The sequence below is a fragment of the Paraburkholderia sediminicola genome, from assembly GCF_046026675.1.
Lineage (GTDB): Bacteria > Pseudomonadota > Gammaproteobacteria > Burkholderiales > Burkholderiaceae > Paraburkholderia > Paraburkholderia sediminicola_F.
Genome location: NZ_JAQQEY010000002.1, coordinates 3979626 through 4005145 on the forward strand (window position 1 = coordinate 3979626; position 25520 = coordinate 4005145).

The 25520-nt window shown below is 61.6% G+C and carries 17 protein-coding genes; 4 read left to right on the forward strand and 13 right to left on the reverse strand.

From position 1 onward, the window contains the following. Window positions 1-58 precede the first annotated feature (58 nt). The 8 genes from PQQ86_RS37525 to PQQ86_RS37560 all read right to left on the reverse strand — a co-directional run bounded on the left by PQQ86_RS37525 (window position 59) and on the right by PQQ86_RS37560 (window position 9722). A complete protein-coding gene (locus tag PQQ86_RS37525; RefSeq protein WP_408278964.1) occupies window positions 59-1129 on the reverse strand; it encodes a hypothetical protein in 1071 nt (356 codons plus the stop codon). Further along, a complete protein-coding gene (locus PQQ86_RS37530; RefSeq protein WP_408278967.1) occupies window positions 1126-2733 on the reverse strand; it encodes a sensor histidine kinase in 1608 nt (535 codons plus the stop codon). The genes PQQ86_RS37525 and PQQ86_RS37530 overlap by 4 nt, the downstream gene beginning before the upstream one ends. 126 nt (window positions 2734-2859) lie before the next feature. Further along, window positions 2860-3495 carry a response regulator gene (locus tag PQQ86_RS37535; protein WP_408278969.1) on the reverse strand — a complete coding sequence of 212 codons (636 nt, stop codon included), beginning with the start codon at window positions 3493-3495 and terminating at the stop codon, window positions 2860-2862. A 231-nt stretch (window positions 3496-3726) separates the two neighbouring features. Next, complete coding sequence (locus tag PQQ86_RS37540; RefSeq protein WP_408278972.1) at window positions 3727-4788, reverse strand: OmpA family protein; 1062 nt, start codon at window positions 4786-4788, stop codon at window positions 3727-3729. Window positions 4789-5098: 310 nt separating this feature from the next. Continuing rightward, window positions 5099-5938 (reverse strand): ABC transporter permease, encoded by an 840-nt coding sequence (locus PQQ86_RS37545; protein WP_408278975.1) that lies wholly within the window; start codon window positions 5936-5938, stop codon window positions 5099-5101. Window positions 5939-5962: 24 nt separating this feature from the next. Further along, window positions 5963-7231, reverse strand: a complete 1269-nt coding sequence (locus PQQ86_RS37550) for an ABC transporter permease (RefSeq protein WP_408279449.1) — start codon at window positions 7229-7231, stop codon at window positions 5963-5965. Window positions 7232-7450: 219 nt separating this feature from the next. Further along, a complete protein-coding gene (locus PQQ86_RS37555; protein WP_408278978.1) occupies window positions 7451-8500 on the reverse strand; it encodes an ABC transporter substrate-binding protein in 1050 nt (349 codons plus the stop codon). Window positions 8501-8624: 124 nt separating this feature from the next. Continuing rightward, window positions 8625-9722: an ABC transporter ATP-binding protein gene (locus tag PQQ86_RS37560; RefSeq protein WP_175049712.1), complete on the reverse strand. Its 1098-nt coding sequence runs from the start codon at window positions 9720-9722 to the stop codon at window positions 8625-8627. Window positions 9723-9852: 130 nt separating this feature from the next. Here PQQ86_RS37560 and pdxR point away from each other — a divergent pair, with 130 nt between their 5' ends. Further along, entirely contained in the window at window positions 9853-11406 is a 1554-nt protein-coding gene (gene pdxR, locus PQQ86_RS37565; protein WP_408278981.1) for a MocR-like pyridoxine biosynthesis transcription factor PdxR, read from the forward strand. A gap of 25 nt (window positions 11407-11431) precedes the next feature. On the opposite strand, the gene PQQ86_RS37570 is transcribed toward pdxR, so the two are convergent. Both PQQ86_RS37570 and PQQ86_RS37575 read right to left on the reverse strand, forming a co-directional pair. Continuing rightward, window positions 11432-15181, reverse strand: coding sequence for a DUF748 domain-containing protein (locus PQQ86_RS37570; protein WP_408278984.1), 3750 nt, complete (start codon window positions 15179-15181; stop codon window positions 11432-11434). A 296-nt stretch (window positions 15182-15477) separates the two neighbouring features. After that, on the reverse strand, window positions 15478-16899 hold the full coding sequence (locus tag PQQ86_RS37575) for a DUF1254 domain-containing protein (protein WP_408278986.1): 1422 nt from the start codon (window positions 16897-16899) through the stop codon (window positions 15478-15480). A 369-nt stretch (window positions 16900-17268) separates the two neighbouring features. Here PQQ86_RS37575 and PQQ86_RS37580 point away from each other — a divergent pair, with 369 nt between their 5' ends. Both PQQ86_RS37580 and PQQ86_RS37585 read left to right on the forward strand, forming a co-directional pair. Further along, window positions 17269-19581: a heavy metal translocating P-type ATPase gene (locus tag PQQ86_RS37580; RefSeq protein ID WP_408278989.1), complete on the forward strand. Its 2313-nt coding sequence runs from the start codon at window positions 17269-17271 to the stop codon at window positions 19579-19581. Between the two features lie 140 nt (window positions 19582-19721). Next, on the forward strand, window positions 19722-21695 hold the full coding sequence (locus tag PQQ86_RS37585; protein ID WP_408278992.1) for a methyl-accepting chemotaxis protein: 1974 nt from the start codon (window positions 19722-19724) through the stop codon (window positions 21693-21695). A 52-nt stretch (window positions 21696-21747) separates the two neighbouring features. On the opposite strand, the gene PQQ86_RS37590 is transcribed toward PQQ86_RS37585, so the two are convergent. Beyond that, on the reverse strand, window positions 21748-22401 hold the full coding sequence (locus tag PQQ86_RS37590; protein ID WP_408278995.1) for a glutathione S-transferase family protein: 654 nt from the start codon (window positions 22399-22401) through the stop codon (window positions 21748-21750). Between the two features lie 219 nt (window positions 22402-22620). Between PQQ86_RS37590 and PQQ86_RS37595 the strand changes: the two genes are divergently transcribed. Further along, window positions 22621-24081, forward strand: coding sequence for a polyhydroxyalkanoate depolymerase (locus PQQ86_RS37595; protein ID WP_408278998.1), 1461 nt, complete (start codon window positions 22621-22623; stop codon window positions 24079-24081). Window position 24082: 1 nt separating this feature from the next. Here the strand turns inward: PQQ86_RS37595 and PQQ86_RS37600 are convergent, their stop codons facing one another. Continuing rightward, window positions 24083-24517, reverse strand: a complete 435-nt coding sequence (locus PQQ86_RS37600) for a cupin domain-containing protein (RefSeq protein WP_093634459.1) — start codon at window positions 24515-24517, stop codon at window positions 24083-24085. Window positions 24518-24687: 170 nt separating this feature from the next. Then, window positions 24688-25299 carry a flavin reductase family protein gene (locus PQQ86_RS37605; RefSeq protein ID WP_408195049.1) on the reverse strand — a complete coding sequence of 204 codons (612 nt, stop codon included), beginning with the start codon at window positions 25297-25299 and terminating at the stop codon, window positions 24688-24690. Window positions 25300-25520: the final 221 nt, after the last annotated feature.

The following is a 25520-nucleotide window of genomic DNA, read 5'->3' on the forward strand; positions in this document are numbered from 1 at the left end:
TGACTTTAGAAGCCCGGCTTTGGCCGGGCTTTTTTTATGGCCCCGCGCGCTCCTGTTGTTACTTGAAGGCATCGGGGTTGTCGGTGATCCTGCGTTGGGTCATCCGGGCATTCCAGCTGGTATCGGACGGTACGCTTGCACGCATGGTCGGGGCCGGACGATGTTGCTGGGCAGCCCAGTTCATCCACGACGCGTCCTCTGTCGAAGCATCGTTACGTGGTGCGCCGGCGCTTGTGGTCCATTCGGGCTGCTTTGACGCCGCAGGCTTGCTAACCGGATGAGTGGTGCGATTTAGCGCCACACGTTCGTCTACATGCGTTTTGGACAGGCGCGTTGCCTCGACCGGCTTGACCGTTTTCTTCGCCTGCGTCGCGGTAACACTGGTGCGGGCTACGGTCTGATCCGCTCGCTTAGACGCGACACTAGACGACGGTACCGACGGCGCGACCTGGCTCCACGTGCGTTCAGTGAGCGTGGACACGGCAGCGGACCCATCGCCATTCTGCGCGGCTTGCGCAAGCGTGGCCGACGGCGCCAAGGCAGCCTGCGTTGACACTGGAGGAAGCGCCGGTACAGCCTGCTCGTCGCGGTGCTGTTCCAGCAAGTCGGCATTGACTGGAGCCACGGGCGCCGCACTCGCGACCACCGCAACCAGCGGAACCGGTGTCTTCTCGGCGGCAATCTCAGGCTGCCAGGCAGCGACGGCCGGCGTAACTGCTACCGCGTTCGTATTCTCCACGTCCTTCATTGCACAAGTGACGAGCAGCCAGGTCAGCGCAATCGTGCAACCGGCAAAAATACCTGCCGCCAGCAAATAGTCCGAACGCGACGAACGCGCAGGAAGCTTGCCCATCTCCAGATAGCGCTTGGCCTCCGCCATCTCCGCATCAAAACGATGGGAATCCGTGCGTCGCGGTGGCGCCTTGTAGAACAGAACATGCTTTACGCCCGGCGGGAACGGACTCGGATGAGCCTGCTGGGGCTTACGCTGCACGGCATCCTGGATTGCTTGTTGCGCTGCGGTCTGTGCCGCACGTCGCCGCGCACCGAACGGGGGCGGCAAGCCATCGAAGGGCCGCGGCTTCGGAATCGCCAGATTGCCTTCGATCAAGGCCAGCGGTCGGTTCATCGTAAGGTACTCCGGTGTGTGTCGATCGCTGCGTCAAGTTGCGTGACCAGGGTCCTGGCGCGCGCCATGAGTGCGTGGATGAAAGCCACATCGTGTTCCAGCGGCGCGACACTGGCGCGCCGCAGCGCTTCCATCAAACTGCGTGCGCCGACCAAGCCTACGGCTCCGCTCAATCTATGCAGCAACGTGCGCTGCCCGGCGATGTCGCCTTGGCGATTCAGCCTGCTCAGGCGCTCCAGATCGTCGTCCATCGAATGGCGCCAGGCGCTCAGAAACGTGTGGAGATTGATGCCCTCTTCAGATAACGCATCGAGATAGCGAAGTTCGAAAGGTTCAGATAGGGCATCTGCGGACGCTTCCGGCGGTTGCGCGGCAGTGCCCATCAGGGGCGCTCGCTCGTTGCGTGGTGATTCCGCGAACGGCTCCCATTGATGCACGGCAAACGGCGCACCGAAGCGTGCGCGAGCGCCAGAATCCGACCCGCTTGCGATAAAGAGTTCGCCCTGCATGCGCTGCGCGAGTATCTGGCAGAGCGCCAAGCAAGCATCCATGTCGCCAAACTGCTCGCCTGCCAACGATTCGGCCGCGCTCGGCCCGAACAGTTGCAACTGGGCGGCGTGTTGGGTGTGTTTACCGGTGTCCGTCACGCTGATGGAAATCCCCTGTGAACCAGCGTTCAACGACTCAGCATGTACGACGAGCAAAATCTGGCCTTGCGTGCTGAGTTGGATCGTGCGGCTAACCAGGTGGAAGAATATCTGACCAAGCCGGGCACTATCCGCGAGAATCCACGCGGCCACCGTTTGATCGATGCTTGAGTTCAAGCGCAAGCCGCGCTGAGCCGCGGACGGGGACAACAGCGCGATAACGCCATCAACGAGGTCACGCATGTTCGTCGCGCTTTCGTCGAAAACAAAGGCACGCGACTCCAGTGGCGAAGCATCCAATAGGTCGTGAAGCGTTTGGCCCCATGTACGCACTGCCGACTGGATCACAGGCATCTGTGCGCGTTGAGCGGATGGCATTGCTGCCGCTTCGAGAGACTCAAGTAGACCTGCCACTGCAGTCAGCGGAGCTTCTGCATAGAGGCGCATCGCGCCGAGGAGCCAGAGCCGCTCCTGCTTTGCGGCGGCGCTCGCCTGGACGGACGCTGCGGCGCGCGCAGCCTGCTCCCGCGCTTCGGCTGCATCGCACCGGCGTGTCCATTTGTCTTCTGCATGGTGCAGTTTTTCCGCAGCACGTCTCAGCGCTGCACGAGACAGGCACGCGCCGGCCAGTGCAACGACCGCCGGTGCGGCGAGTGCCAATAGCCACGTTTGCTGCTCGATTGCGGCATGACGCGCGACCGTCGCCAGTTGGCTCGTGGCATCGCGGCTATCAGGCGAACCAAGCTTAAAAGACCCACTGCCAGCGGTCCCTTCGCGCGAATCGAGTTCACGAGTCGGTTGTCCGAGTTGCCCGACTGCGTCGCGCGCGGCCAGCGCTGCGTGCGCACGCGAATCGTCGACTTGCAGCATGCGCGGCGTGCCGTCGGCTAACGGCGCCGCGTTGGCGCGCACCGAGAGCAGGCTCAGCAGTGCAAATGCAAAGAGACAACCCAACATCGTCGCGAAACGGATCGAAGTGAGTCCCGTCGCATTTCGAGGGAAAGTGTGAGAGAGGCGCGATGTACGACGACGCGCACCCGCTGAAGAACCAGGCAGGCCCATTTTATTCATAGCCCGCAAAACTCAGTCGATCAGCCTGTGCAGCGACGCAAACTCGATTAGCGCGGCCAACGATGACAAACCAAGTTTTTCCTGGATGCGACTCTTGTATGTGCTCACCGTCTTGTCGCTTATAAACAGCGCGTCGCCGATCGCCTTGTTTGACATACCTTTCGAGAGCATCTGCAGAATCACGAGTTCCTTATCCGATAACAGCGCCAGCCGGCCTTCTTCACCCGTCACATTCGCGGAAGGGGACATGCCGGCGCCGTTGGCCGTGACCGGAAACACCGTATAGCCCGCCAGGACAGCCTCGACGCCACGCAGGATTTCCTTCATCTCCTGCGACTTTGCAACGAAACCGTGCACCCCGGAGCGCATCACCCGCGGCGCGAACGTAGCCGGGTCCTGCCCCGACAGCACCAGAACGCGAATCGACGGATAGGCGAGTTTGAGACGCGGAATGACATCGAGCCCGCTGATGCGCGGAATATCGAGATCGAGTATCGCCAGCTTCGGCGTGTGCTGCCGGGCCAATTCGACAGCGGTTTGCCCATTGTCGGCCTCGATCACCTCTTCAACGCCAAGCAGTTGCATGAGCTGCATCTTGATGACCAGTCGAAATGCGGGGTGGTCGTCAATAACCAGAATCGTAGACATATATTGCATTCCTAATGAACACATCCCTTGCCTTGCTGACGCTGGATACCATTGCGTATCCAATCCGATGTGCGCGCAAATGCGTTCCCACCTCGCGGCGGGAAACTGCAGGGAATTATTATTAATTGGCTCGTCGCTGAGCCGGGATATAACGCGGGCTAGTCGAAATATCGACAGGCTTTGACGTCGGCATTCGCTGACGCCGACAGTCATCCATGACACGTGGGCTCGCTACGAGGCGCCGTGCATGAATTCAATCTCGACACGCCGATTCGGTCCAAGACATCGCACTAGTTCGTCGCGATTCGTTTGAGTGCAAACGACAACCTGTTTAGTGCTGCCCTCGCCTTGCGCGGTTATCGGCAATGTCACGCCGTGGCTGCGCAGATATTGCTGGACCGTCTGTGCGCGCCGCAACGACAGACTCTGGTTATAGGCATCGCTGCCGAGGCGGTCGGCGAAGCCCGTGATCCTGAGCTCGCGTATAGCGGAACCCTGCTTCAGGCCAGTTGCGACATCATCGAGATTTTGCCGACCAGCTGGCAAGATTGCAGCCTCGTCACCGCCGTTGAAACGGAACAGGGAATCGGCGCGCAACGTAATTTTTTGCGGAGCCTGCGCTGCGGGTACGGGCGCCGCAGTCTGCTTCGCCTCCTTGCATTGCAAGGCCGTTTCCGCCGACTTCCGCAAGTTCTGCTGCACCTCAGGCAGGCGCTTTTCAGCGCTGGAGAAACTACGCGTCCAGGCGTCATGCCCGGATTGCATCAGTTCGACCTCGGCACATGCGAGCGGCCGTTGCGCCTCTGGACATTGAGCGATAGCAGGATCAGCCTTGATGGTATTGACGATCGTCCACAGATCCGGGCGCACCGTAGACACGGTGCGCAAGGCCGGGTTAGCAGCGGATAACGGCGTGCCATTTTCAAGGCTCATCGTGATCATCGCCGCCTGGCCAATGGCTTCCTCGACGAAACCCCAGTGATCGCTACCCTGCCGGGCCTGTTCGCCGGCATCTAACCAGCATTGCGCCTTCGCGTGAAAATAACTGTTCTTGTCGCCCGACACCTGATCGAGCCGCTGTTGCAACGATGCCAGTGCAGTACGGCTGCTGACGATCGGCGCGTAGGTGTCGACCCATTGCCCGTTGGCCGCGCCGGCGGCCTCGCCTTGCGAGGCGCCGACGCCCGTTTTCAGCACGGTGACATCTTCGATGCCAAGCCGTTCACGCGCGGTATGGTCCGCGCAACCTGATAGGGCCAGCGCGCACGCGAGAATCGTTAGCCGAAATTTCATTGGTTTTCTGCGTCGAGCGCATCTTCTTTAAGAAGGCTCCGAGTATGAAGAGACGCAGACGGACGGGGAATGGGAAGATTCTTAGAAAGACGTCAGAGAGTTGACGCTTTCGGGACAGTTTCGTCAAAGACTTCGAACGAAACTTCGCGTTTCTTGCGCTGCGCCGGCATGACTCAACTCAAGCGGGGACGCCGCTGCGACTAATCGAGAATCTCGTTCAAGTGATCTGCGTCGACACATCGGCAGGGCATTTTGCGGCAACGATGGGCAAGCCTGCTGGGTGCCCAATCGTCTCGCGGGTTGTTAACACTCAGATCTTCACCGCCCGTGCCGCATTCCTTCCCCGCAGCCACTCGAGCGCGAGCAACAAACAGGTGGAAAACACAATCAGAATCGTCGCAAGCGCGGCAATCGTCGGGCTGATGTTCTCGCGAATGCCGGTGAACATCTGCCGCGGCAGTGTCGTTTGATCCGCGCCGGCAAGAAACAACGTCACCACCACTTCATCGAACGACGTTGCGAACGCGAACAGCGCACCCGAAATCACGCCCGGCGCAATCACCGGCAACGTGATACGGAAGAACGTCTTCACCGGATTCGCGCCCAGCGACAAACTGGCGCGTACCAGGTTGTAATTGAAGCCTTGCAGCGTCGCCGCCACCGTCGTCACGACAAATGGCACGCCGAGCGACGCATGCGCGAGAATCAGGCCGATATACGTATTGGCCAACCCAAGCGGCGCAAAGAACAGATACATGCCGACGCCGACCACCACCACCGGCACGATCATCGGCGAAATCAGAATCGCCATCAGCAGCGCCTTGCCGCGGAAGTTCGCCTTGGTCAGACCGATCGCAGCAAGTGTGCCGAGTACGGTTGCGACGACGGTCGCAGAGGGCGCCACGATAAAGCTGTTCTTCGCGGCCATGCGCCACTCGTCGGACGCGATCAGGTTCTGATACCAGCGCAGTGACCACCCCGGAATCGGATACACCAGAAACGTGCTCGACGAAAACGACAGCGGCACAATCGCCAGCACCGGCAGGATCAGATAGAGCAGCGTGAGCACGGCAAGTGCGCGCAGCGCGAAATACCACACGCGCTCAGTTAAGGACGTATGCGGCGCAAACAGGGGCTTGGCTAGTTTCATCGCGAATCAGCTCCGTTCAGGCGTTCAGCCGAGGCTCAGTGACGAACGCGTAAAGCGCCCGTAGATGACATACAGCACCAGCGTCGCTGCGAGCAGCAAGCCGCCAAGCGCACACGCCATGCCCCAATTGATCGTCACGTTGGTGAAGTACGCGACGTAGTAGCTGACCATCTGATCGTTCGGTCCACCGAGCAGTGCCGGCGTGATGTAGTAGCCGATTGCCAGAATGAACACCAACAATGCGCCCGCACCGATGCCCGGATACGTCTGCGGCACATACACGCGCCAGAACGCGGCGAATGGATGACTGCCGAGCGAAATGGCCGCGCGTTGATAGGTCGGCGGAATCGACTTCATCACGCTGTACAACGGCAGAATCATGAACGGCAGCAGAATGTGCGTCATCGAGATATACACGCCGGTGCGGTTGAACAGCAGCGACAATGGATCGTGCAGCAAGCCACTGGCGATCAACGCCTTGTTCACCAACCCCTCGCTTTGCAGAATCACGATCCACGCGGCGACGCGCACGAGGATCGAGGTCCAGAACGGAATCAGCACCAGAATCATCACCAGGTTCGCGCGACGATCGGACAACGTCGAGATCCAGTACGCGAGCGGGTAGCCGAGCAGCAGCGCGAAGAAGGTCACGGCCGCGCCGATCACGAAGGTGCGGCTGAACACGTGGAGATAAATCTGTTGGTCGGGATCGGTCTCCTTGATGTGACCGAACGCGTCCTGCTTATGATCTAAAGAAGCCAGCAGATAGAACGGCGAATACGCGCCGGAATTCTTCGCGATCGCCTGCCAGTAGGCGATGTCATTCCAGCGTTCGTCGAGTTCGACGAACTTCGCGCGAACCTGGGCGGGCGTGAGATTTAACGGCTTGCTGTTGTCGTCGACGAACGGCATTGCGTGCGCCGATTTCGCTACCAGAGAGCGGTAGCCGGGAATTTCGACGTTCAGGCGGCGCGCCAGCGCACCCATGCCGTCGCTATCGGCGACAGCAGTGAGGTCCACGGCCAATGCGGTATACGCTGCATCCGGAGGCGGCGTCTTGCGGTCCCAACCGTGCAACGCATTCAGCGTATGCGGCAAGGCGTTAACCACTTCCGGATTCTGCGCGGCACGCGTCAGCAGAGCACCGATCGGCACAACGAAAATCAGCAGCAGAAAAATGGCGAGCGGGGCAATCAGGAGCAGCGCCACCGCGCGCTTCTTCGCTTCTGCGGCCTTCAGTTCGCGTTTGAGTCGAGCACTCGACTCAGGCGTCGAATCGCCGGCGATCGTCATCGTAGTCACACCCGTCTCCTGTGTCGACTGGAGTTAGCGCTTTAGCGCTTACTCCGGTCCCATGCAAAGCTGTCGACTGGAGTTAGCGCTTTAGCGCTTACTCCAGTCCCATGCATCCGGCCGGGCGCGCACATCGTTCACATATGCGCGCGCGTTTCATTGCATCGATACAACGCGACTTCGGTAACAAAAAAGTCGCGCCTTCTCACAACTAGCCAATTACTTCGAAGCCCACGACGAAAAACGTTGCTCCAGCTCATCACCATGGTCGGTCCAGAACGCGAGATTCTGCAACACCGCGTTCTTGCCGTTCGCCGGCGAGTTCGGCAGATTCGCGAGCGTCTTCGCATCGAGCGACTTGATCGCGGCCACGTTCACCGGACCGTACGCGATGTTGTGCGCGTAGTCCTGTTGCGGCTTCGACGAGATCGAATAAGCGATGTACTTCTCAGCCAGCGCCTTGTTCGGCGTGCCCTTCGGAATCGCCCAATAGTCGAGGTCGTAAATGCTGCCGTTCCACACCACCTTGAGGTTCTTGCCTTCCTTCTGCGCGGCATCGATACGGCCGTTGTACGCAGTGGACATCACCACGTCACCCGCGACCAGGAATTGCGGCGGCTGCGCGCCCGCTTCCCACCACTGGATATTCGGCTTCAGTTCGTCGAGCTTCTTGAACGCGCGGTCCTGGCCTTCCTTGGTAGCGAGCACCTTGTAGACGTCCTTCGGCGGCACGCCGTCGGCCATCAGCGCGAATTCGAGGTTGTAACGCGCGCCCTTGCGCATCGCGCGCTTGCCCGGGAATTTCTTCACGTCCCAGAAATCGGCCCAGCCGGCCGGCGCGGTTTTCAGCTTGTCGGCGTTATACGCGAGTGCCGTCGACCACACGAAGAAGCCCACGCCGCAGGTTTGCGGTGCTTCCGGAATCAGATCCGACTTCTTGCCGATCTTCGACCAGTCGAGCTTCTCATACAGCCCTTCGTCGCAACCACGGCCGATGTCACCCGATTCAACTTCCACCACGTCCCAATTTACGTGCTTCGCTTCGACCATCGCCTTCACTTTGGCCTGCTCACCGTTGTATTCAACGGCGGTCACTTTATTGCTGGTTTGCGTTTCGAACGGCTGGTTGAATGCGACCTTTTGCGCGTCGCCATTCGCACCGCCGAAATTGACGACCGTCAGCTCAGCTGCATTGACTTGCGCGGCGCCCAGCGCGAGCGCCACAGCACCGACAGCGATGGCGCAGCGCGATTTCCCGATCTTGCTCATGGTGTGTTGCTCTCCTTTGGTGGTGTGCTTCAAGCTACGTACAGTGCGACTTGTTATGTGCTGCTTTGGTGAACTGCTTCTTTTGTCTGCGCGGAACGACCTGCGACCCACGCAGTGCGCGCGCTCACGCGCCTGCAAACACTCGCAGATGCTCAGGCGCAAACTCGAGCGCGACGGGCGCGCCAGGTGCGAAGGTTTCAAGTGCATCGGTGCCGAGCGGCACCTTCACAAAGCACTCGTCCTGCTCCGGCAGACCACAGCGCATCCGCACGTGGTCACCGAAATAGATCAGCCCGCGCGCTTCGCCGCTTAGTGCATTGGCGCCAGGCCGTGACACGCCGTTGGCGAGTTTCATGCGCTCAGGCCGGATGCACGCAACCGCCGGCGTGCCCGCCCGCGCACCGCCAATATTGCGTCCTGTGAGCCGTGTGCCGTCAATCAGATGAAACTCGCAGTACTCGCCGTCGACATTGGCGATCGTGCCGCGCAGCTTGTTGCTGTCGCCGATGAAGTTCGCAACGAACTCATTGCACGGCGATTCGTAAAGACGGTCTACGGTATCGAGTTGCTGCACGATGCCCTTGTCGAACACGGCGACGCGGTCGGACATGGTCAGCGCTTCGCCCTGATCGTGCGTGACGTACACGAAGGTGACGCCGAGCTTCTCGTGCAATGATTTAAGTTCGTACTGCATGTGTTCGCGCAACTGCTTGTCGAGTGCGCCGAGCGGCTCGTCCATGAGCACGAGCTTCGGCTCGAACACGAGCGCCCGCGCCAAGGCAATGCGTTGCTGCTGACCGCCAGAAAGCTGCGCCGGGTACCGCTTGGCGAAGCTTTCCATTCGTACCATCTTTAGCGCGTTATTCGTGCGATGCGCACGCTCTTCCGCCGAGAGTTTGCGCACCGTGAGCGGATACGCGACGTTCTGCTCGACCGTCAGATGCGGAAACAGCGCGTAGTTCTGAAACACCATGCCGATGTTGCGCTTGTGCGGCGGCACGGTATTGAGCAGTGTGCCGTCGAGCCAGATCTCGCCGCCGGTGGGGAATTCGAAGCCCGCCAGCATCATCAGACATGTGGTTTTCCCTGATCCGGACGGCCCAAGGAGCGTCAGGAATTCGCCCTGATAGATATCCAGATCGAGTTGTTTAACGACCAGCGTTTCGCCGTCGTATGTCTTGCGCACACCTCGAAAGCTGACGATCACGTCATCGGTTTTCATCGCACTAGTCTCCTCTGCGGTCCGGCTGGCTCCCCTGCAAAACACCGGGGATTGCATTAATTGCGTGGCTCACTATAGTCCCTTACGGTTCTACAATATGGAACCATTTCATTATTCCGGATAGAACCACTTGGACACCGTGATCTTGTCGGATTGGCTTGCTGCGCGACTCGACCGCGCCGCCGCCGAACCGGTCTACAGACAGACGTTGCGGCTGATGCAGCAGGCCATCCTGACCGGCCAGCTGCCGCCTGGCACCAAGCTGCCCAGTTCGCGCACGCTCGCCGAGGACCTCGGCATCGCGCGCAACACGGTGCTGCACGTCTACGATCAGTTGACCGCCGAAGGCTATGTGATCTCGACAACGGGCAGCGGTACCTATGTCGCGGACACGCGGCCGGACACGGCTGCCGTGAATGCACGCAAGAAGCCGACAGTGGCGAGTGTCAATCTGGACGGCGCGGATCAGGCCGCCGAGGCCTTGAACCCGCCAAAACGCGATCTAGGCGATCTCTCCACGCGCGGACGCAGGCTTATCGATCAGGCAGGCGTGTCCGCCAAACAGTGGGGCGCGTTCATGCCGGGCGTGCCCGACGTCGCCGAGTTTCCTGCGCGTACATGGAGCCGCTTACAAGCAAGATTGTGGAAGGAAGCCAATCCCGATCTGCTGACCTATGCGCCTGGCGGCGGCTACCGGCCATTAAGGCGCGCGCTGTCCGATTACCTGCGCGTCGCGCGCTCGGTGAATTGCACGCCCGATCAGATCATCATCACGACGGGCATACATCAGTCGATCGATCTGGCCGTGCGCTTGTTGACCGACGTCGGCGATCGCGCGTGGGTAGAGGAGCCATGCTATTGGGGCGCGCGCAGCGTGCTGCAATCGTCAGGGATTACGCTAGTGCCGGTACCGGTGGATGACGAGGGCCTCAATCCGCGCGAGCAGGACCTGCAGCAGCCACCTCGGTTGGCGCTCGTCACGCCTTCGCATCAATATCCGCTCGGCATGGTGATGAGCCTCGCGCGCCGCCGCACGTTGCTCGAATACGCACGCCAGCACAACGTCTGGATCATCGAGGACGACTACGACAGCGAGTTCCGCTACGGCAGCCGTCCGCTCGCGTCGTTGCAAGGACTCGATGACGCCGGCCAGGTGATCTACGTCGGGAGTTTGGGGAAGATGCTGTTTCCGGGTTTGCGAATCGGCTACATGATCGCGCCGGAACATCTGGTGGATACATTCCGCACGGGTGTAGCAGAGCTGTATCGCGAGGGACAGTTGATGCAGCAGGCGGTGATGACCGACTTCATCATGGACGGCCATCTCACATCGCATGTTCGCCGTATGCGTGCGCTTTACGGCGAGCGCCGGCAGATTCTGATCGACGCGATCACCGCGCGTTTCGGCAACGAGCTACCCGTGATGGGTGACGAGGCCGGCCTGCACCTCGTGCTCGGCCTGCCCGATCATGCGAACGATCGCGCGGTCACGGCAGCGGCTTACGATGCCGGTGTGATTGTGCGGCCGCTCGCCGCTTATTACAGCAGCGAGACGCCTGCGCGACGCGGACTCTTGCTGGGCTACGCCTGCGTGCCGAACGAGAAGATCGGTCCGGCATTCGAAACGCTCGCACGCGTGATCGAGCAAACGGCGCTGAAGAAGGTGCCGACGCGAGCCGCTTAACCGGCTCGCATCGCAACACAACGTATCACTTCAGTCCGAAGTCCACCCGCGTCGTGGCACCCTTGTCCTTGATGCCATCAGCGTCCAGTTTCGGCGCAACGATAAACACTCGGCTGCTGTCGATCTTGCCCTCGAAATACTGCTGCACGGCTTGCGCCCGTTGCTGAGCAAGCTGACGCAAGCTGGCATCGTCGATTGGAGCATTGGCGGCCATCGCCGCCTTCATGTCGTCGTCCGGCAAGCTCTTGGTCAAGCCGACAAAATTGCGCGGCTTCTTGAAGTCGGCCGCCTTATAGGCCTTGGTCAAGTACTTGTCGTATTCCTTCGGATCCACGGTAACGGTCGACAGATCCACGCTCTCGCCATTGCCCACCACGTCTTTGATCTTCTGCTGCTTGACCTGGCGGTCGACGTATTGCGCGCGCAGGCCCGGTCCGTCGACTGCCGGATCGACGCGGCCAATCAGATCGATACGGATCGAACTCTTGTCGGCCAGCGCCTTCACGATAGTGTCGAGCTTCTTGTCCGCAGCGTCGGACAGTTTCGCCGAGCCCGGGTCGAACTCGACATAGCCCAATTCCTCGCCACTGCCACCGAAGGCATTGGCGATCAGCGAGAACGGTGCGGTCACCGCCTTCTGCAGCAGATTGAGCACCGCATGCCAGATGAGCCCGCCGATGCTGAACTCCGGATTCGACAACGAACCCGACACCGGCAGATTCACGTCGATTTCACCACGCGAATTTTTCAGCAGTGAAATCGCGAGGCGCACCGGCAGCTTGGTCGCCGTATCATTCTCGACGTGGTCACCGAACGTGAGCTGGTCGATGAAAATGTGATTGTTCGCGTTCAACTGATCGTTATCGAGCTTGTAATGCAGATCGACGTTCAGCTTGCCTTTGGTGATTGGATAGCCGGCATATTTCGCTGAATACGGCGTGAGATTGGTGAGCTCGATATCGTGTGCGCTCGCTGTCAGATCGAGCGCCGGTTTCGCGATCAGCGGATTGACCGTACCGCGAATCGACAGCGGACCATTGGCCGCCACCTTCGCGGCGATGTCGACAGGTGCAGGCGTTGTCGACTGCGTGCCGAACGCGCCGACCGTACCTTGAATGCCGACCAGGTTCGCGGTGAAATTCGGCTTGATGAAGTTGTCGGTGTACGTCACGCGGCCCTGTTGCAGCACCAGTTGGCCGAAGTGCAGTTTGACGGGGCTTTGCGGCGGCGTGGCGGCCGTGACGGTGGCCGGGGTTGCCGACGACGCCGGTACCGGCGCGGAAGCCACCTCAGGCGCCGATGCAGCTTGCGGCGTCAACGGCACCGGCTCGTGGCCGCCGCTCTTGTCGCGTGTCAGCGATTGCGCCGCACCGCTTTCATGCGCGACCACGTCCTTGAGATTCAGCTTGCCTTGCGCATCGAGCAACACACGCCCATAGAACTTCGTAAACGTGACGCGGCCCGCGTCGACCACGGTGCCGTGTTCGTCGTAGTCGGCCTTGAGGTTCGTCAGCGCGAGCGAACTCCATCCTGCGAATGGGTCCGAAGTCGCCTTGTCGATCATCCGCACGTCGACGAGCGCGACGTCTCCACGGTACGTCGCTTTGAGCGCTTTCGCCTGACTCAGCGCGAGATCGCCGTTCGCATTGAGCAACGCGCTCGCGATCAGCGCATTCAGCTTGCTGCCAAAGTACGGTTCGAAGGCCGCCGCATCCAGGCGGTTCGCGCTCACCTTGACGGCCACCTTGAGCGGCGTCGCCGTGACATTACCCTTTACGCCGAGCGTGCCTTTCTTGTTGAGCGTGGCTTGCAGATCAACCGGTAGCGGCTTACTCAGATCGTCGCTGATCTGCTGCACCTTCAATTGCAGCGGCGTCACGCTCAGCTTCACTGGACTCGGCGTCGTGTTGTCGGTGAAATTCGCGGTCGCGTCTTTCAGGTTGAGTTCGCCGATCTTGTAGTGCCACGCGGGCCCTTCTGCCTCCGCCTTCTTCACCGCGTGGATCGCCGTGCGCTGTTGCTCGGACTGGTGCGGACCGGCAAGCGCAGCGAGGTCGATGCTGCCGTCTTTCAGCCGCTGCGCATTGACCACCAGGCCTGTCGTATCGACGCCGGTGATATCGGCAGTACGCCCTGCGACGTCCACCTGTTTGACCGTCACCTGGCCTTGCGCGAGCGAGACCACCGGCTCCTTGCTGCCGCGCGCTGCGAGTTTGAGCGATTGCAGATCGAGTTGTGTGTCGGTGACCATGACTGCGACCGGCGACTTCGACCAGTTCGCGCCGACGTTCGCGTTGGCGGATAACGCGCCGTCCACCACTTGCGCGGCGGTCGCGGTGTCGAGATACGGTTGCAGCAACGGCAACTTCAATGACTTCAGATTGAGCTTTGCGCTCGCGGTCTTTGCGATAAGGCCGAACGCGCCGGCCACGCCGAGCGAGCCGCCGCCGTCCTTGAAATCGGTATTGAGCGTGTAATGCGCGGGGGCGGTAGCGAGCGTCGAGAAATCGGTCAGCGTGACGGCCAGTTTTTGCAGGCCGGCGTCAACCGGACGCGAGGCAGCTTCATCGTGAACGTTCACGGTGCCGTCGTTAAGCACGAAACGCTTTATCGACAGATCCAGAGGCTGTGCAGCCTTTTCCGTGGCACCGGTACCCGATGCCGCAACGGGCGCGGACGCTGCCGCAGATGCGGAAGCCCCCGCAGGCGCAGGCGCGAACATCCGCTCGACACTCAACACGCCGTCTTTGTCACGTGCAAGATTGGCGCTCGGCGCGTCGATGCGGATCTCGTCGATGCGATACAGGCTCTTCAACGGCTCCAGCGTCCCGGCCACCACATGCAACGCGCGCGCCGCGAAGAATGGCGCTTTGCTCTGATCGCGCACGTCCACATCGTTCAGGTCGACGGTGCCTGCCACGCGTAACGAGGGTGCGTCGTTAGAGACCACGAAGTTGAGCTTGAGATCGGTGGACAGCTTGCCGCTCTGCACAACCACCGGCAGCTTGGTCGGCGCGTAGGAGATGAGCTGCGGCACGTCGAGCCCGTCGAAGCGCAGCGACACTTCCGATTCGCGCGACGCGGCAAACGGCTTGGTCTTGCCGTCGATCGCAAGCGGACTGCCGTCGATTCGCGCACGCAGCAACGGCTCCACAAAGATGTCGGTTTTCGAAGGCAGCGTAGCGATGAAGGGAATGCCGAGCTTCCATTGATCGATCACGTGCGTTGCGCCGAGCAATTTGTCGTCGAACGTGATCTGGCCGTTTTCGAGGCGAATGTTCGACACCGAGAACAGCGTTGGCTTGCTATCGGGCTTGGCCGGCTGCTTCGAGAATTTCTCGATCAGGTCGGTGAAATTGAAGCGCTGCGCATCGTAGCGAACGATATGAAAGCGTGGTGAATCGAGTTGCACTTCATCGACGATCGGCGCGCCACGAAACAGCGAGCTCCATGACGGCTTCACGATAAGCCGGGCAATATCGACAAAATCGCCCGCGCCGCCGCGTTCGCCGATATGCACGCTATCGGCTTCGAGCTTGAGCGTGTACGGATTGAGTGCGATGCGGCCAATCGTAGCAGGCCGGTCGAGTTGCTTGCTGAGTTGCTGCTCGGCAATGTGGCGAATCAACGGCGGCGCCGCGAAAAAGCCCAGCAGACCGAACAATACGAGGAAGATCAGCAGACCCGTGATGACACGCCGGGTGCGGCGTGACTGCGCGACATCGCGCACGGTCTGCATGGAAGAGGCGATTGATGCTTTATTGAGGCTTGCCATGCTCGGTCTTGGGTAATGCGGCGGCAAGCCCGCCGCGAAACGAAAATCCCGCAAGCGGCAGTATAAGTGGTGAATCTTACGCGGCATAGAAATGTAAGCCGTGGCTTACACATTGTTGCACGCTACAGCAGCGCATGTCCGCCGGCACGAAGCGGCGGACATGCGCCGGTTTATGCGTCACTCATACCTTACTGTCACAGCAGTGACGCATAACATTGATGGACTTCACACCAGCACGTCACTGCCTCACTTCACCGAGGTATTTCCTTTGCGAACTTCATCGACGTCGGCGCATTTCACTGACGCACGACGGCCGGCGGTTGCCAGCTGCCATCGGTCGCCTGCGGCTTCGGTGCGTACAAACGCAGCATCAGTTGCAAATCGGCGCGCGGCGCCGGCAGCCAATTGCCGCTCTTGCCACGCGTTGACGACACCGTCACGTCAAGCGAGCCGTCGCGATTACGGCGTGCGCCGTTGCGATCGCCGACTGCGAGACGCGCCGGCGCGCTTTCCCCTAACGCGCCGTCCTTCGTGTAGGCGGTGATCGACCAGAAGCCGCGCACTGGCGGCAACTGGTTCGGCGCGAAGTGGATCACGTAGCGATTTGCGCCGTTGAGGGCATGACCATCGCTGTCCTGGGTGACGACCGCGCGCACTTCATCGTCCTTCGTGCCGATGCCCGGTTGGATCGCCGCGGCGTAAGCGCGCATTACATAGTCGGGACCGTAATTGCCCACGCCGTCGCCGAACCAGTTCCAGCCGTTGCCGCTCAGAAGATTGGACGGCGGCGTGACGACACGTTGGTGACCATCGGCCAGGCCCGCGGTGATCGCCTCGGGTGGACTCGGCAGCTTCACCGGATCGCCAGGCGTCACACCGAGGTCCGAAAGGATTTTCAGCGCATGCGGATCGGCCGGCGCCGGCGGGTTGTCCGGCAAGGCCTGCGCGAGCCGGCTAAAGAAGCCGTTCGCGTCGAGCGCGGCGACTTGCGCGGCCGGCGTGCCGGAAGCGGCCGCGGCGGCAGCATCGGCGGCACTGCTGCCAGGCGGCGTAATCGATGCCGAGCGCGTGTCGCCCACGTAGACGCTCAACGGTGCGACGCGGATGGCGCGCTGCAGCTTGCGCACCGCCGTCAGGTCGCGGGTGCCGTTCGACTGGATGCGCACGCTGACCCAGGCGTTGCGAGTCGGCACGTCGACGCGCGTCACGCCCTTGGGCAGATCGCCCTGCCAGCCCGCGCCGACGAAAGCAATCGTTTGCGCCTTGATGCCTGCGGCACGGGTAGCAAACTGTGAACTGGTCGACCACACCACGTTGGTCCACATGTCGAGCACGCGGGCGTCCACGTAGCGGCCGCGCGAGTCGGGCAGCGACACGATGACCGGCTCAGTGCCGACGTCCAGCCAGCCGGTCGAGTCGAGCGTGTCGAGACTCGGCTGCAGCGGATTGGACGCGCCTATCGGCGGCAAGGCCTGCGCGTGACGCAGCGTATTGACCGGCGCCTGGCCTGGATCGGTGCCGACCGCCGCGTCGCGCGCGACGCCCATCAGCACCAGCGGATAGCCGAATACATACGAATCAGCGACTTCGTCCTTGATCCAGCTGTTGGCTTTTTGCGTCGTGGACGGAGTCGACGCACAACCGGCCAGAAATGCGAGGCCTGCGAGCGATGCGCAGGTCCAGTGAAGCGAAAACAGTTCTTGGCGATTTTTTATCATTCGTTCAGGTGGCAGAACGTGCGGTCCTAAGGGAGACGTCGGTGCGCAGCGAAACCAGTTTGCGTGGCCTCCCTAAGCCCAGCGCAGCCAGGCGGCGGCTCGCGATTCCGACAACATCGGGTTGTATCGTATCCTTGCTCACCAGGCAAGCGCAAAGGCAGGAATAGCGCTTGGCAATGCGCGCGCGGGCACCATTTAGCGTACCGATGACGATTTTTGTCGATCCCCCGCCGGTTCTTGCCCGGCTGATAAGGTCGCACGCGGCTGGTCGGCCTGGCGCTCCGCAAAAACATCCTTGACCTTCCCATCATGGGAAGGTCGATACTGGGTTCATGATGCGGCCCAATGCCGCGACGAGCCTTGCCTGCCATGACCGAACTTGCCACGCCGCCGCTGCGTCCCGTAGACGCTACACCTTCCAGAACCACCGAACTCGACATCGGCGGGATGACCTGCGCCTCATGCGCGATGCGCGTGGAGAAGGCGCTTGCTAAGGTGCCAGGTGTTGCCGGCGTGTCGGTGAATCTGGCGACCGAAACGGCAACCGTCAATCTCAGCGGCGTGGCCTCGGATGCCAATGCCGCCTCCGGCGCATTGATCGCAGCCGTCAAGAAAGCGGGCTACGAGGCAACGCTGGTCGCGCCGCCGGACGCACCGGCATCGGCTGCCGGGAATGCCGCCCTTGCCTCCTCTGCCGACAGCAAACGCGACCAGACGCGCCGCGAACTCGCGGCCGTGCTCGCCTCCGCTGTGCTGACACTGCCACTCGTCCTGCCGATGGTCGGCGAATGGTTCGGTTTGCACACGATGCTTTCCCCGTGGCTGCAATTCGCCCTCGCCTCGCTCGTGCAGTTCGTGTTCGGCGCGCGCTTCTATCGCGCGGCCTACCGTGCGGTGCGGGCCGGCGCCGGGAACATGGACTTGCTAGTGGCGCTCGGCACGTCAGCGGCCTATGGGATCAGCGTCTACGAACTGGCGACCCATCCGGGCGACATGACGCATCTGTATTTTGAAGCCTCGGCGGTCGTGATTACGCTGGTCCGATTCGGCAAATGGCTCGAAGCGCGCGCCAAGCGCCAGACCACGGATGCGATCCGCGCGCTCAACGCACTGCGCCCCGACCGCGCGCGGATCCGCGTCGGCACAGACGAGCGCGAGGTACCGCTCACGCAAGTGCGGGTCGGCACGGTGGTGATCGTGCGTCCGGGCGAGCGCGTGCCGGTCGACGGCGCGGTGCTAGAGGGCCGCACCCATATCGACGAATCGCTGATTACTGGCGAAAGCCTGCCGGTGCCGAAGCAGGCAACCGATCCGGTCACCGCCGGCTCGATCAACGGCGAAGGCGCGATTGCGGTGACGACCACCGCGATCGGCGCGGAGACCACCCTCGCGCGAATCATCCGCCTCGTGGAAAGCGCGCAGGCTGAAAAGGCGCCGATCCAAAGGCTGGTCGACCGAGTCAGCGAGATCTTCGTGCCGGCGATTCTGGCGATTGCGGCGCTCACGCTGGTGGGTTGGCTGATTGCCGGCGCGGGTGGCGAAACCGCGATTCTGAATGCGGTCGCCGTGCTGGTGATCGCCTGCCCGTGCGCGCTCGGCCTGGCGACGCCCGCAGCCATCATGGCCGGCACCGGCGTCGCTGCACGGCGCGGCGTGCTGATCAAGGACGCTGAAGCACTGGAAACCGCGCATCGAGTGAATATCGTCGCGTTCGATAAAACCGGCACGCTGACGCTTGGGCAACCGTCGGTGACGGCGTTCGAGGCGATCGGCGGCATTGGGCGCGACGAGGCGCTCGCGCTCGCCGCGGCTGTGCAGCGGCATAGCGATCATCCGTTGGCTCGGGCAGTGGTGAAGGCGTATGAAACAGCGTCGCCGGTCGCGGCGGCATCGCAAGTTCCGGCACTCACGGCCAGCGCCGCTCGTGCGGTGCCCGGGCGCGGCGTGGAAGCGGACGTCGAGGGCCGCACCTTGGCGCTCGGCAGCACGCGCTGGCTCAACGAACTCGGCATCCAGCTGCCGCCGCAATTCACCGAGCGCGCGAGACAGCTCGAAGCTGCCGGCAACACAGTCTCCTGGCTGATGGAGCGTGCGCCGCTTGCACCCACCGCGTTCGCCTTAATCGCCTTCGGCGACACCGTCAAGCCGACCGCCCGCGCGGCCGTCGAACGGCTTGCCCAGATGGGCATCAAAAGCGTGCTCGTTACCGGCGACAACTACGGCAGCGCAGCAGGCGTCGCCCAGGCGCTCGGTATTGACGAATTCCACGCGGAAGTCCTGCCCGACGACAAAGCCCGCGTGATCCGCGATCTGAAGATCCGCAGCGCCGGCATCGTCGCGATGGTGGGCGACGGCATCAACGACGCTCCCGCGCTCGCTGCCGCCGACATCGGCATCGCGATGGCGACCGGCACCGACGTCGCGATGCAGGCGGCCGGCATCACGCTGATGCGCGGCGACCCGGCGCTGGTGGCCGACGCCTTCGATATTTCGCGCAGGACGTGGCGTAAGATCCAGCAGAACCTGTTCTGGGCGTTCGTCTATAACCTGATCGGCATTCCGCTTGCCGCCTTCGGCTTGCTGAACCCGATGCTGGCCGGCGCGGCGATGGCGTTTTCGAGTGTGAGCGTCGTCACCAATGCGTTACTGCTGCGCACCTGGCGCGGCGCGTCAGCGCGCTGAAAGACCGCGCAAGGAGAAGTATTACGTAAGGCTTTCGAAAATACTAAAGTTATCGGCAATTCGGCCGTAATTCTGACATAGGTGAAACCATCTATTCGCGTGGTTTGCGCACCTCATGTCACTCTTTACTCCGAACGCCCATGGAATTTCTCTCTTTGCGTCGCGCCAGCGTCGGCGCCCGGCTTGCCGTCCTGTCGAGCGTGCTGGTGGCATTGATTTTTGCTGCCTTTACATGGGCGCTTACGCGCAGCGCCGGCAAGCAGGTCAGCGATCAGGTGCTCGAACGCATCGCCGATAAGGATCGCTCGATCGCTGCAATGATCACGCTGTTCGACAAGGCGCTGTCCGCCGAAGTCGATCGCTCGATGTCACTATTCGCGAGCTTCCTGCCCGCCGCCTACACGCTCGACGACTCCCAGAAAGTCGACATCAACGGCGTCGCCACCCCGACCATCAAGGCCGGCGACAAAGTCCTGAACATGGACTTCTCGATTCCCGACCAGTTTCTCGAACGCAGCGGCGCGGTGGCCACCGTGTTCGCACGCAGCGGTGACGACTTCGTCCGCGTGACGACTTCGCTGAAGAAACAGGACGGCTCGCGCGCGATCGGCACGTTGCTCGACCGCAAGGCGCCGGCGTACGGGCTGATCATGGCGAACAAGTCCTATACGGGACTTGCCGCGCTGTTTGGCAAACGTTTGATCACGCAATATCGGCCGATTACGGACGCGAGCGGTCGCGTGATCGGCGCGCTGTTTGTCGGCGTGAACGTGGACAAGGAAATCCAGTCGGTCCAGGACGGCATCAGCAAACTGAAAATCGGCGACAGCGGCTACTACTTTGTGGTCAATGCCTCGAAGGGCGCGGATCGCGGCAAGCTGATCGTGCATCCGGCCGCCGTCGGCCAGAACGCGGACAACGCGAACGCGCCGTATCAGCAGATGCTCGACATGAAAGAAGGCCAGCTCGAATTCAGTTCCGCCGACGCGACGCTGGGCGAGCGCAACGCGCGCGACAAATTCGTGTCGTTCATCACCGTGCCGGAATGGCAATGGCTGGTGGGCGGCGTCGCACCGCGCGACGAGGTGATGGAGGACGTCGTCGCGACACGCGATGAATTCCTGCTGATCGGTTTCGCGCTGGTGGGCGTGTTCGCGATCGTGTTCCTGATCGCCGTGCGCCGTCTCGTGAGCCGTCCGCTCGATGAAGCCGCGAAGGCGTCCGAGCGCTTCGCATCAGGCGATCTTAGCGTGCGCGTGGGGAAGGGTGCGAACGCGCGCGCCGACGAAATCGGCCGCCTGATGCAGTCGATCGACGGCATCGGCGAAGGTCTTGCGCGCATTGTTTCGCAAGTGCGCAATTCGTCGACGGATATGTCGGCAGGGACTGAAAAGATCGTCACCGGCAGCGGCAACATCGCCGCGCGTATTGCCACGCAGGCTAGCAGCCTTGAAGAAACGGCGGCCAGCATGGAACAGATCACGTCGACCGTGCAGCAGAACGCCGACCATGCCGCTCAGGCCAACACGCTCGTCACGAATGCCGCGGATGCCGCAGTCGAGGGCGGCCGTGCCGTCGAACGCGTGGTCTCGACGATGGGCGAGATCAGTCGCTCATCGCAGAAGATCGCCGAGATCACCAGCGTGATCGAAGGCATCGCGTTCCAGACCAATATCCTTGCGTTGAACGCCGCGGTGGAAGCGGCGCGCGCCGGCGAGCACGGCCGGGGCTTTGCGGTGGTGGCGTCGGAAGTGCGCGCGCTGGCGCAGCGCAGCGCGGCTTCGGTGAAGGAGATCGACGGACTGATCGCCGCCTCCACGGCGACCGTTCAAAGCGGTTTCCGGATCGCGGAGGAAGCGAGCTCGACGATGCAGGGCATCGTTCAACAGGTAGGCCAGGTGCGCGCGATCATGGCCGAGATCAGCGTTGCATCACGCGAGCAATCGGGTGGCATCGAGCAGGTCAATCTCGCTGTCACGCAGATTGGCGAGGCGACTCAACAGAATGCGACGATCGTCGGCGAGGCTGAACTCGCGGCGGCTGAGTTGCGCGATCAGGCTGCGCGGCTTGCGCAGGTGGTGAGTGTGTTCAAGCTGGAGGCTGGGCGGGATTGAAGCGTTGCCTACGTAACGGCGCGGCGCGTTGCCGCGCCGCCGTACGCCGTGATCAAAACTCCACGTCCAATTCGTCGATCTCGTCCACTTCCTGCTGCGCGTCCGCGATCCACTGTTGCATCTCGGGTAGCGCCATGATGCGCTGCCCATAGTCGACAATCTCCGGATCCAGCTTGACGTCGTAGGTCACGAAACGCGTCACCACCGGCGCGTACATCGCATCCGCCGCGCTGCGCTCGCCGAACAGAAACGGCCCGCCATACTGCTTCAGGCACTCGCTCCAGATCGTCACGATGCGGTCGATATCCGATTGCGCCCGCGCCCACACCTTGAAGCCCGGAAAATGCGCTTTGAGATTCATCGGCAACGCCGAGCGCAGCGAACCAAAACCCGAATGCATTTCGCCGCAGATCGAGCGGCAATGCGCTCGCGCGCGGATGTCTTTGGGCAATAGCACCGCTTCCGGTTTGAGTTCATTCAGATATTCGGCAATCGCGAGGGTGTCCCAGACCTTGATGCCGTCGTGAAAGAGACATGGCACCAGAATCGACGGTGACAGCAACAACAATTCGGCACGCGCGGCGGGATCGTCGATCGGCATCACGATCTCTTCGAACGGCAGGCCGCTGAATTTGGTCAGCAGCCAACCGCGCAGCGACCACGACGAATAGTTCTTGCTGCTGATGGTGAGCGTGGTATTCGCCATACGGTTCTCCTCCAGATGAGGCGTTCGTCCGACGCCTGACGATGCACATGCACGTTGTCGTGCGCGGGCGCACCAAAGCGCGGCAAATTCGGCCCGTTCCCATGACTGGCGCAAATGCTATGCCAACGTGCATCGACGGCCGTACCAGCGCGACTGCACGATTGGCACATGACTTGCCTCTATTCAGGTTCCTTCCTTTCCTGCACTCGTGCGAAGGTTATGAACCTGTTCGCATATCCCACATACCAGGCTTTCGCCGACATGATGCTGCCGATGCGGCACAGCGCAGCGCTGGTGAATCATTCGCTCGACGCGTGGCCCGCGTTTGGCGATACGTCGCATGGTCGTTCGATACGCGCGGCCTGCGAATTGTTGACGCTCGCTGGACTCACGCCTGTCAGGCCACCGTTCGGCATTGATAGCGTGGTGACGGAAGGCAAATCCGTACAGATCGTCGAGGAAGTCGCGGCGCACACGCCGTTCTGTTCGCTGTTGCATTTCCGCAAAGCCACCGCGCCTTCTCATCCGCAACCGCGCGTGCTGGTGATCGCGCCCATGTCCGGCCACTTCGCGACGCTGCTGCGCGGCACCGTGCGCACGATGCTGGCCGAGCACGACGTTTACATCACCGATTGGCACAATCCGCGTGACGTGCCGCTGAGCCAGGGCCGTTTCGGCTTCAACGAATACGTACGGCACGTGATCGATTTCATCGAAGCGATCGGGCCGGGCGCGCATCTGCTGGCGGTGTGTCAGCCCACGGTCGCCGCTTTGGCCGCAGTCGCGCTGATGGCCGCCGATGACAACCCCGCGCAGCCCGCCAGCATGACGCTGATGGCCGGCCCGCTCGACACCCGCATCAACCCGACGCGCGTCAACGAGCTGGCCAAAAGCAAGCCGATCGAGTGGTTCGAGCAGAACCTGATCAGCGCGGTGCCATTCGGTTTTGCGGGCGCGCACCGTCGCGTGTATCCAGGCTTCGTGCAACTGACCGCGTTCATGGCGATGAACCTTAACCGCCATCTCGACTCGTTCGAGACCATGCATTACGAGCGCGCCAAAGGCGATTCGGCGAAGGCCGATACGATCCGCACTTTCTACGAAGAATACTTCGCGACCATGGACCTGACGGCCGATTTTTATCTGGAGACCGTCGACACGGTTTTTCAGCGGCACGCGCTGCCGTTGCATGAACTCGAAGTGGAAGGGCGGCTTGTGGAGCCTTCGAAGATTCGACGTACGGCGCTGCTGACCGTGGAGGGCGAGAAAGACGATATCTGCGCGGTTGGGCAGACGCTCGCCGCACAGGATATGTGCGACAAGTTGAGGCCTTATCTGAAGACGCATCATGTGCAGACCGGTGTGGGGCACTACGGCGTGTTCAATGGACATCGGTGGGAGCGGCAGATTTATCCACGCGTGCGGGCCGTGATTTACGACAACGAACCGCGTGCGGTGGTGGTTAGTTCGCGGGCGCGGACGATTCAGCCGGTGTCGGTGGCTGCGGCTTCGGAAACGATTGCGTCAGCTCCGGCTGCTGCTGCGGTGGTTGATGTCGAGGTGGGTTCGGCGGCGACGGTCGTTACCGACTCGCCAAACGGAGTTAGCTCCGGCAGCGGTGCCAAGACTCAGCAGGCATCACGGGCACCGCGACGACGGCCACCCGCGACGCAATCGTGAGTCAGGCCACGGCGCTCTTCCATGGCTGCACCGCCGGGACTTCGCACGGGCCTTCGACTTCAATCGATTTGAAATCGGCCGGCGACACGATCTCGATGTACTCCATATCTTCGGAGTAATCGAACAAATAGTGGACGATGCCCGGCGCCTGATGCACGCAATCGCCGGCGGCGACGAGTGTCTCCTTGTCGCCGTACATGAAGCGCGCCCAGCCCTTCAACATGATCACAATGTGGAAATCGGCCTCATGACGGTGCCAACCGGTGCCTTGCTCTGGTGCGTGATTCGCCTTGACGAGTTGCGCGAGCACCTTGCCGCCCGTTGCCTGCGCGATGCCTAAATCGCGGTAAAGAAAAAAATCGCGTAGGCCCTGATCCACGTAGGACGTGTCTTGCGGACGGACATGGCTGAACTGCGTAGCGAATTCGGTGGACATGATCGCGCTCCTCTTGAGTGAGCCGGCAGTTGAAAACGACGCGTTGGAGCGTCGGTTGCAAGCATCAAGCGGGCCAGTTTGCGGAGCTCTGGCTTTGCGTTTTGCGGAGGCGATCAGGTGAGCGCCGCGCCGCATCGCACGGCGCGAGGTGATTCAAATGCTTTGGGTGCTTATGCGGTTGGGCGGAACATCTGGAACATCTCGCCGATTTCCGCGTAGTCGGCGCGGTAGCCCGCGCGCATGATCGGCTGCGCGGCGTGGGTGTCGAACAGACCATCTTTCAGATAGGCCTCGTTGATGTGGACGCCAACCACTTGCCCCAGCGACAGGTAGTTGTCCATCGGCTTGCCGTCGAGGGTATGCAACCGCACCACTTGCAGCAATTTGCATTCGAGCGCGGCCGGCGATTCGGCGACGTGCGGCACGGCGACGTTGCGGCCAGGCGCGGGTGTAAGGCCTGCGAGTTCGAATTCGTCGACGTGGGACGGGACCGGTGCGGAGGAGCGGTTCATCTGCTCGGCGAGCGGCTTGCTGGACAGATTCCAGACGAATTCGCCGGTGGCTTCGATGTTGGCAATGCTGTCTTTACGGCCTTCGCTGCAAAAGCCGATGATCGGCGGGAAGCTGGCGAACGCGCCGAAGAAGCTGTAGGGCGCGAGGTTCAGCGTGCCGTCGGTGGAGCGTGAGGAAATCCAGCCGATCAGCCGCGGGGCGACGATGGCCTTGAACGGGTCGTGCGGGAGGCCGTGACCGGTGGCGGGGTTGTAGAAGTAGTGGGGCATGGGTTGTGTTGGGGTTTGCGGGTGAGGCGGGAGGTATTTATACCGCAGACTTGTTGGGGCTGCTGGAGGCGGGAGTGAAGCGGACTACGGCTATTCGCGCTTCCTTGAATTCCTGTTCATCGGTTGGATTCGCGCTTCGTCTTGACAGGCTTTAAGTTGTAAATTACAAATACAGCCTATAACCTGTATATTTTATTTACAGCTTATTGACTGTATTTTCG

Bases quoted from the DNA above. Each gene is read 5' to 3' on its own strand.
- PQQ86_RS37525 (WP_408278964.1), bottom strand. From the start codon at position 1,129: ATGAACCGACCGCTGGCCTTGATCGAAGGCAATCTGGCGATTCCGAAG.
- PQQ86_RS37530 (WP_408278967.1), bottom strand. From the start codon at position 2,733: ATGTTGGGTTGTCTCTTTGCATTTGCACTGCTGAGCCTGCTCTCGGTG.
- PQQ86_RS37535 (WP_408278969.1), bottom strand. From the start codon at position 3,495: ATGTCTACGATTCTGGTTATTGACGACCACCCCGCATTTCGACTGGTC.
- PQQ86_RS37540 (WP_408278972.1), bottom strand. From the start codon at position 4,788: ATGAAATTTCGGCTAACGATTCTCGCGTGCGCGCTGGCCCTATCAGGT.
- PQQ86_RS37545 (WP_408278975.1), bottom strand. From the start codon at position 5,938: ATGAAACTAGCCAAGCCCCTGTTTGCGCCGCATACGTCCTTAACTGAG.
- PQQ86_RS37550 (WP_408279449.1), bottom strand. From the start codon at position 7,231: ATGACGATCGCCGGCGATTCGACGCCTGAGTCGAGTGCTCGACTCAAA.
- PQQ86_RS37555 (WP_408278978.1), bottom strand. From the start codon at position 8,500: ATGAGCAAGATCGGGAAATCGCGCTGCGCCATCGCTGTCGGTGCTGTG.
- PQQ86_RS37560 (WP_175049712.1), bottom strand. From the start codon at position 9,722: ATGAAAACCGATGACGTGATCGTCAGCTTTCGAGGTGTGCGCAAGACA.
- PQQ86_RS37570 (WP_408278984.1), bottom strand. From the start codon at position 15,181: ATGGCAAGCCTCAATAAAGCATCAATCGCCTCTTCCATGCAGACCGTG.
- PQQ86_RS37575 (WP_408278986.1), bottom strand. From the start codon at position 16,899: ATGATAAAAAATCGCCAAGAACTGTTTTCGCTTCACTGGACCTGCGCA.
- PQQ86_RS37580 (WP_408278989.1), top strand. From the start codon at position 17,269: ATGACCGAACTTGCCACGCCGCCGCTGCGTCCCGTAGACGCTACACCT.
- PQQ86_RS37585 (WP_408278992.1), top strand. From the start codon at position 19,722: ATGGAATTTCTCTCTTTGCGTCGCGCCAGCGTCGGCGCCCGGCTTGCC.
- PQQ86_RS37590 (WP_408278995.1), bottom strand. From the start codon at position 22,401: ATGGCGAATACCACGCTCACCATCAGCAGCAAGAACTATTCGTCGTGG.
- PQQ86_RS37595 (WP_408278998.1), top strand. From the start codon at position 22,621: ATGAACCTGTTCGCATATCCCACATACCAGGCTTTCGCCGACATGATG.
- PQQ86_RS37600 (WP_093634459.1), bottom strand. From the start codon at position 24,517: ATGTCCACCGAATTCGCTACGCAGTTCAGCCATGTCCGTCCGCAAGAC.
- PQQ86_RS37605 (WP_408195049.1), bottom strand. From the start codon at position 25,299: ATGCCCCACTACTTCTACAACCCCGCCACCGGTCACGGCCTCCCGCAC.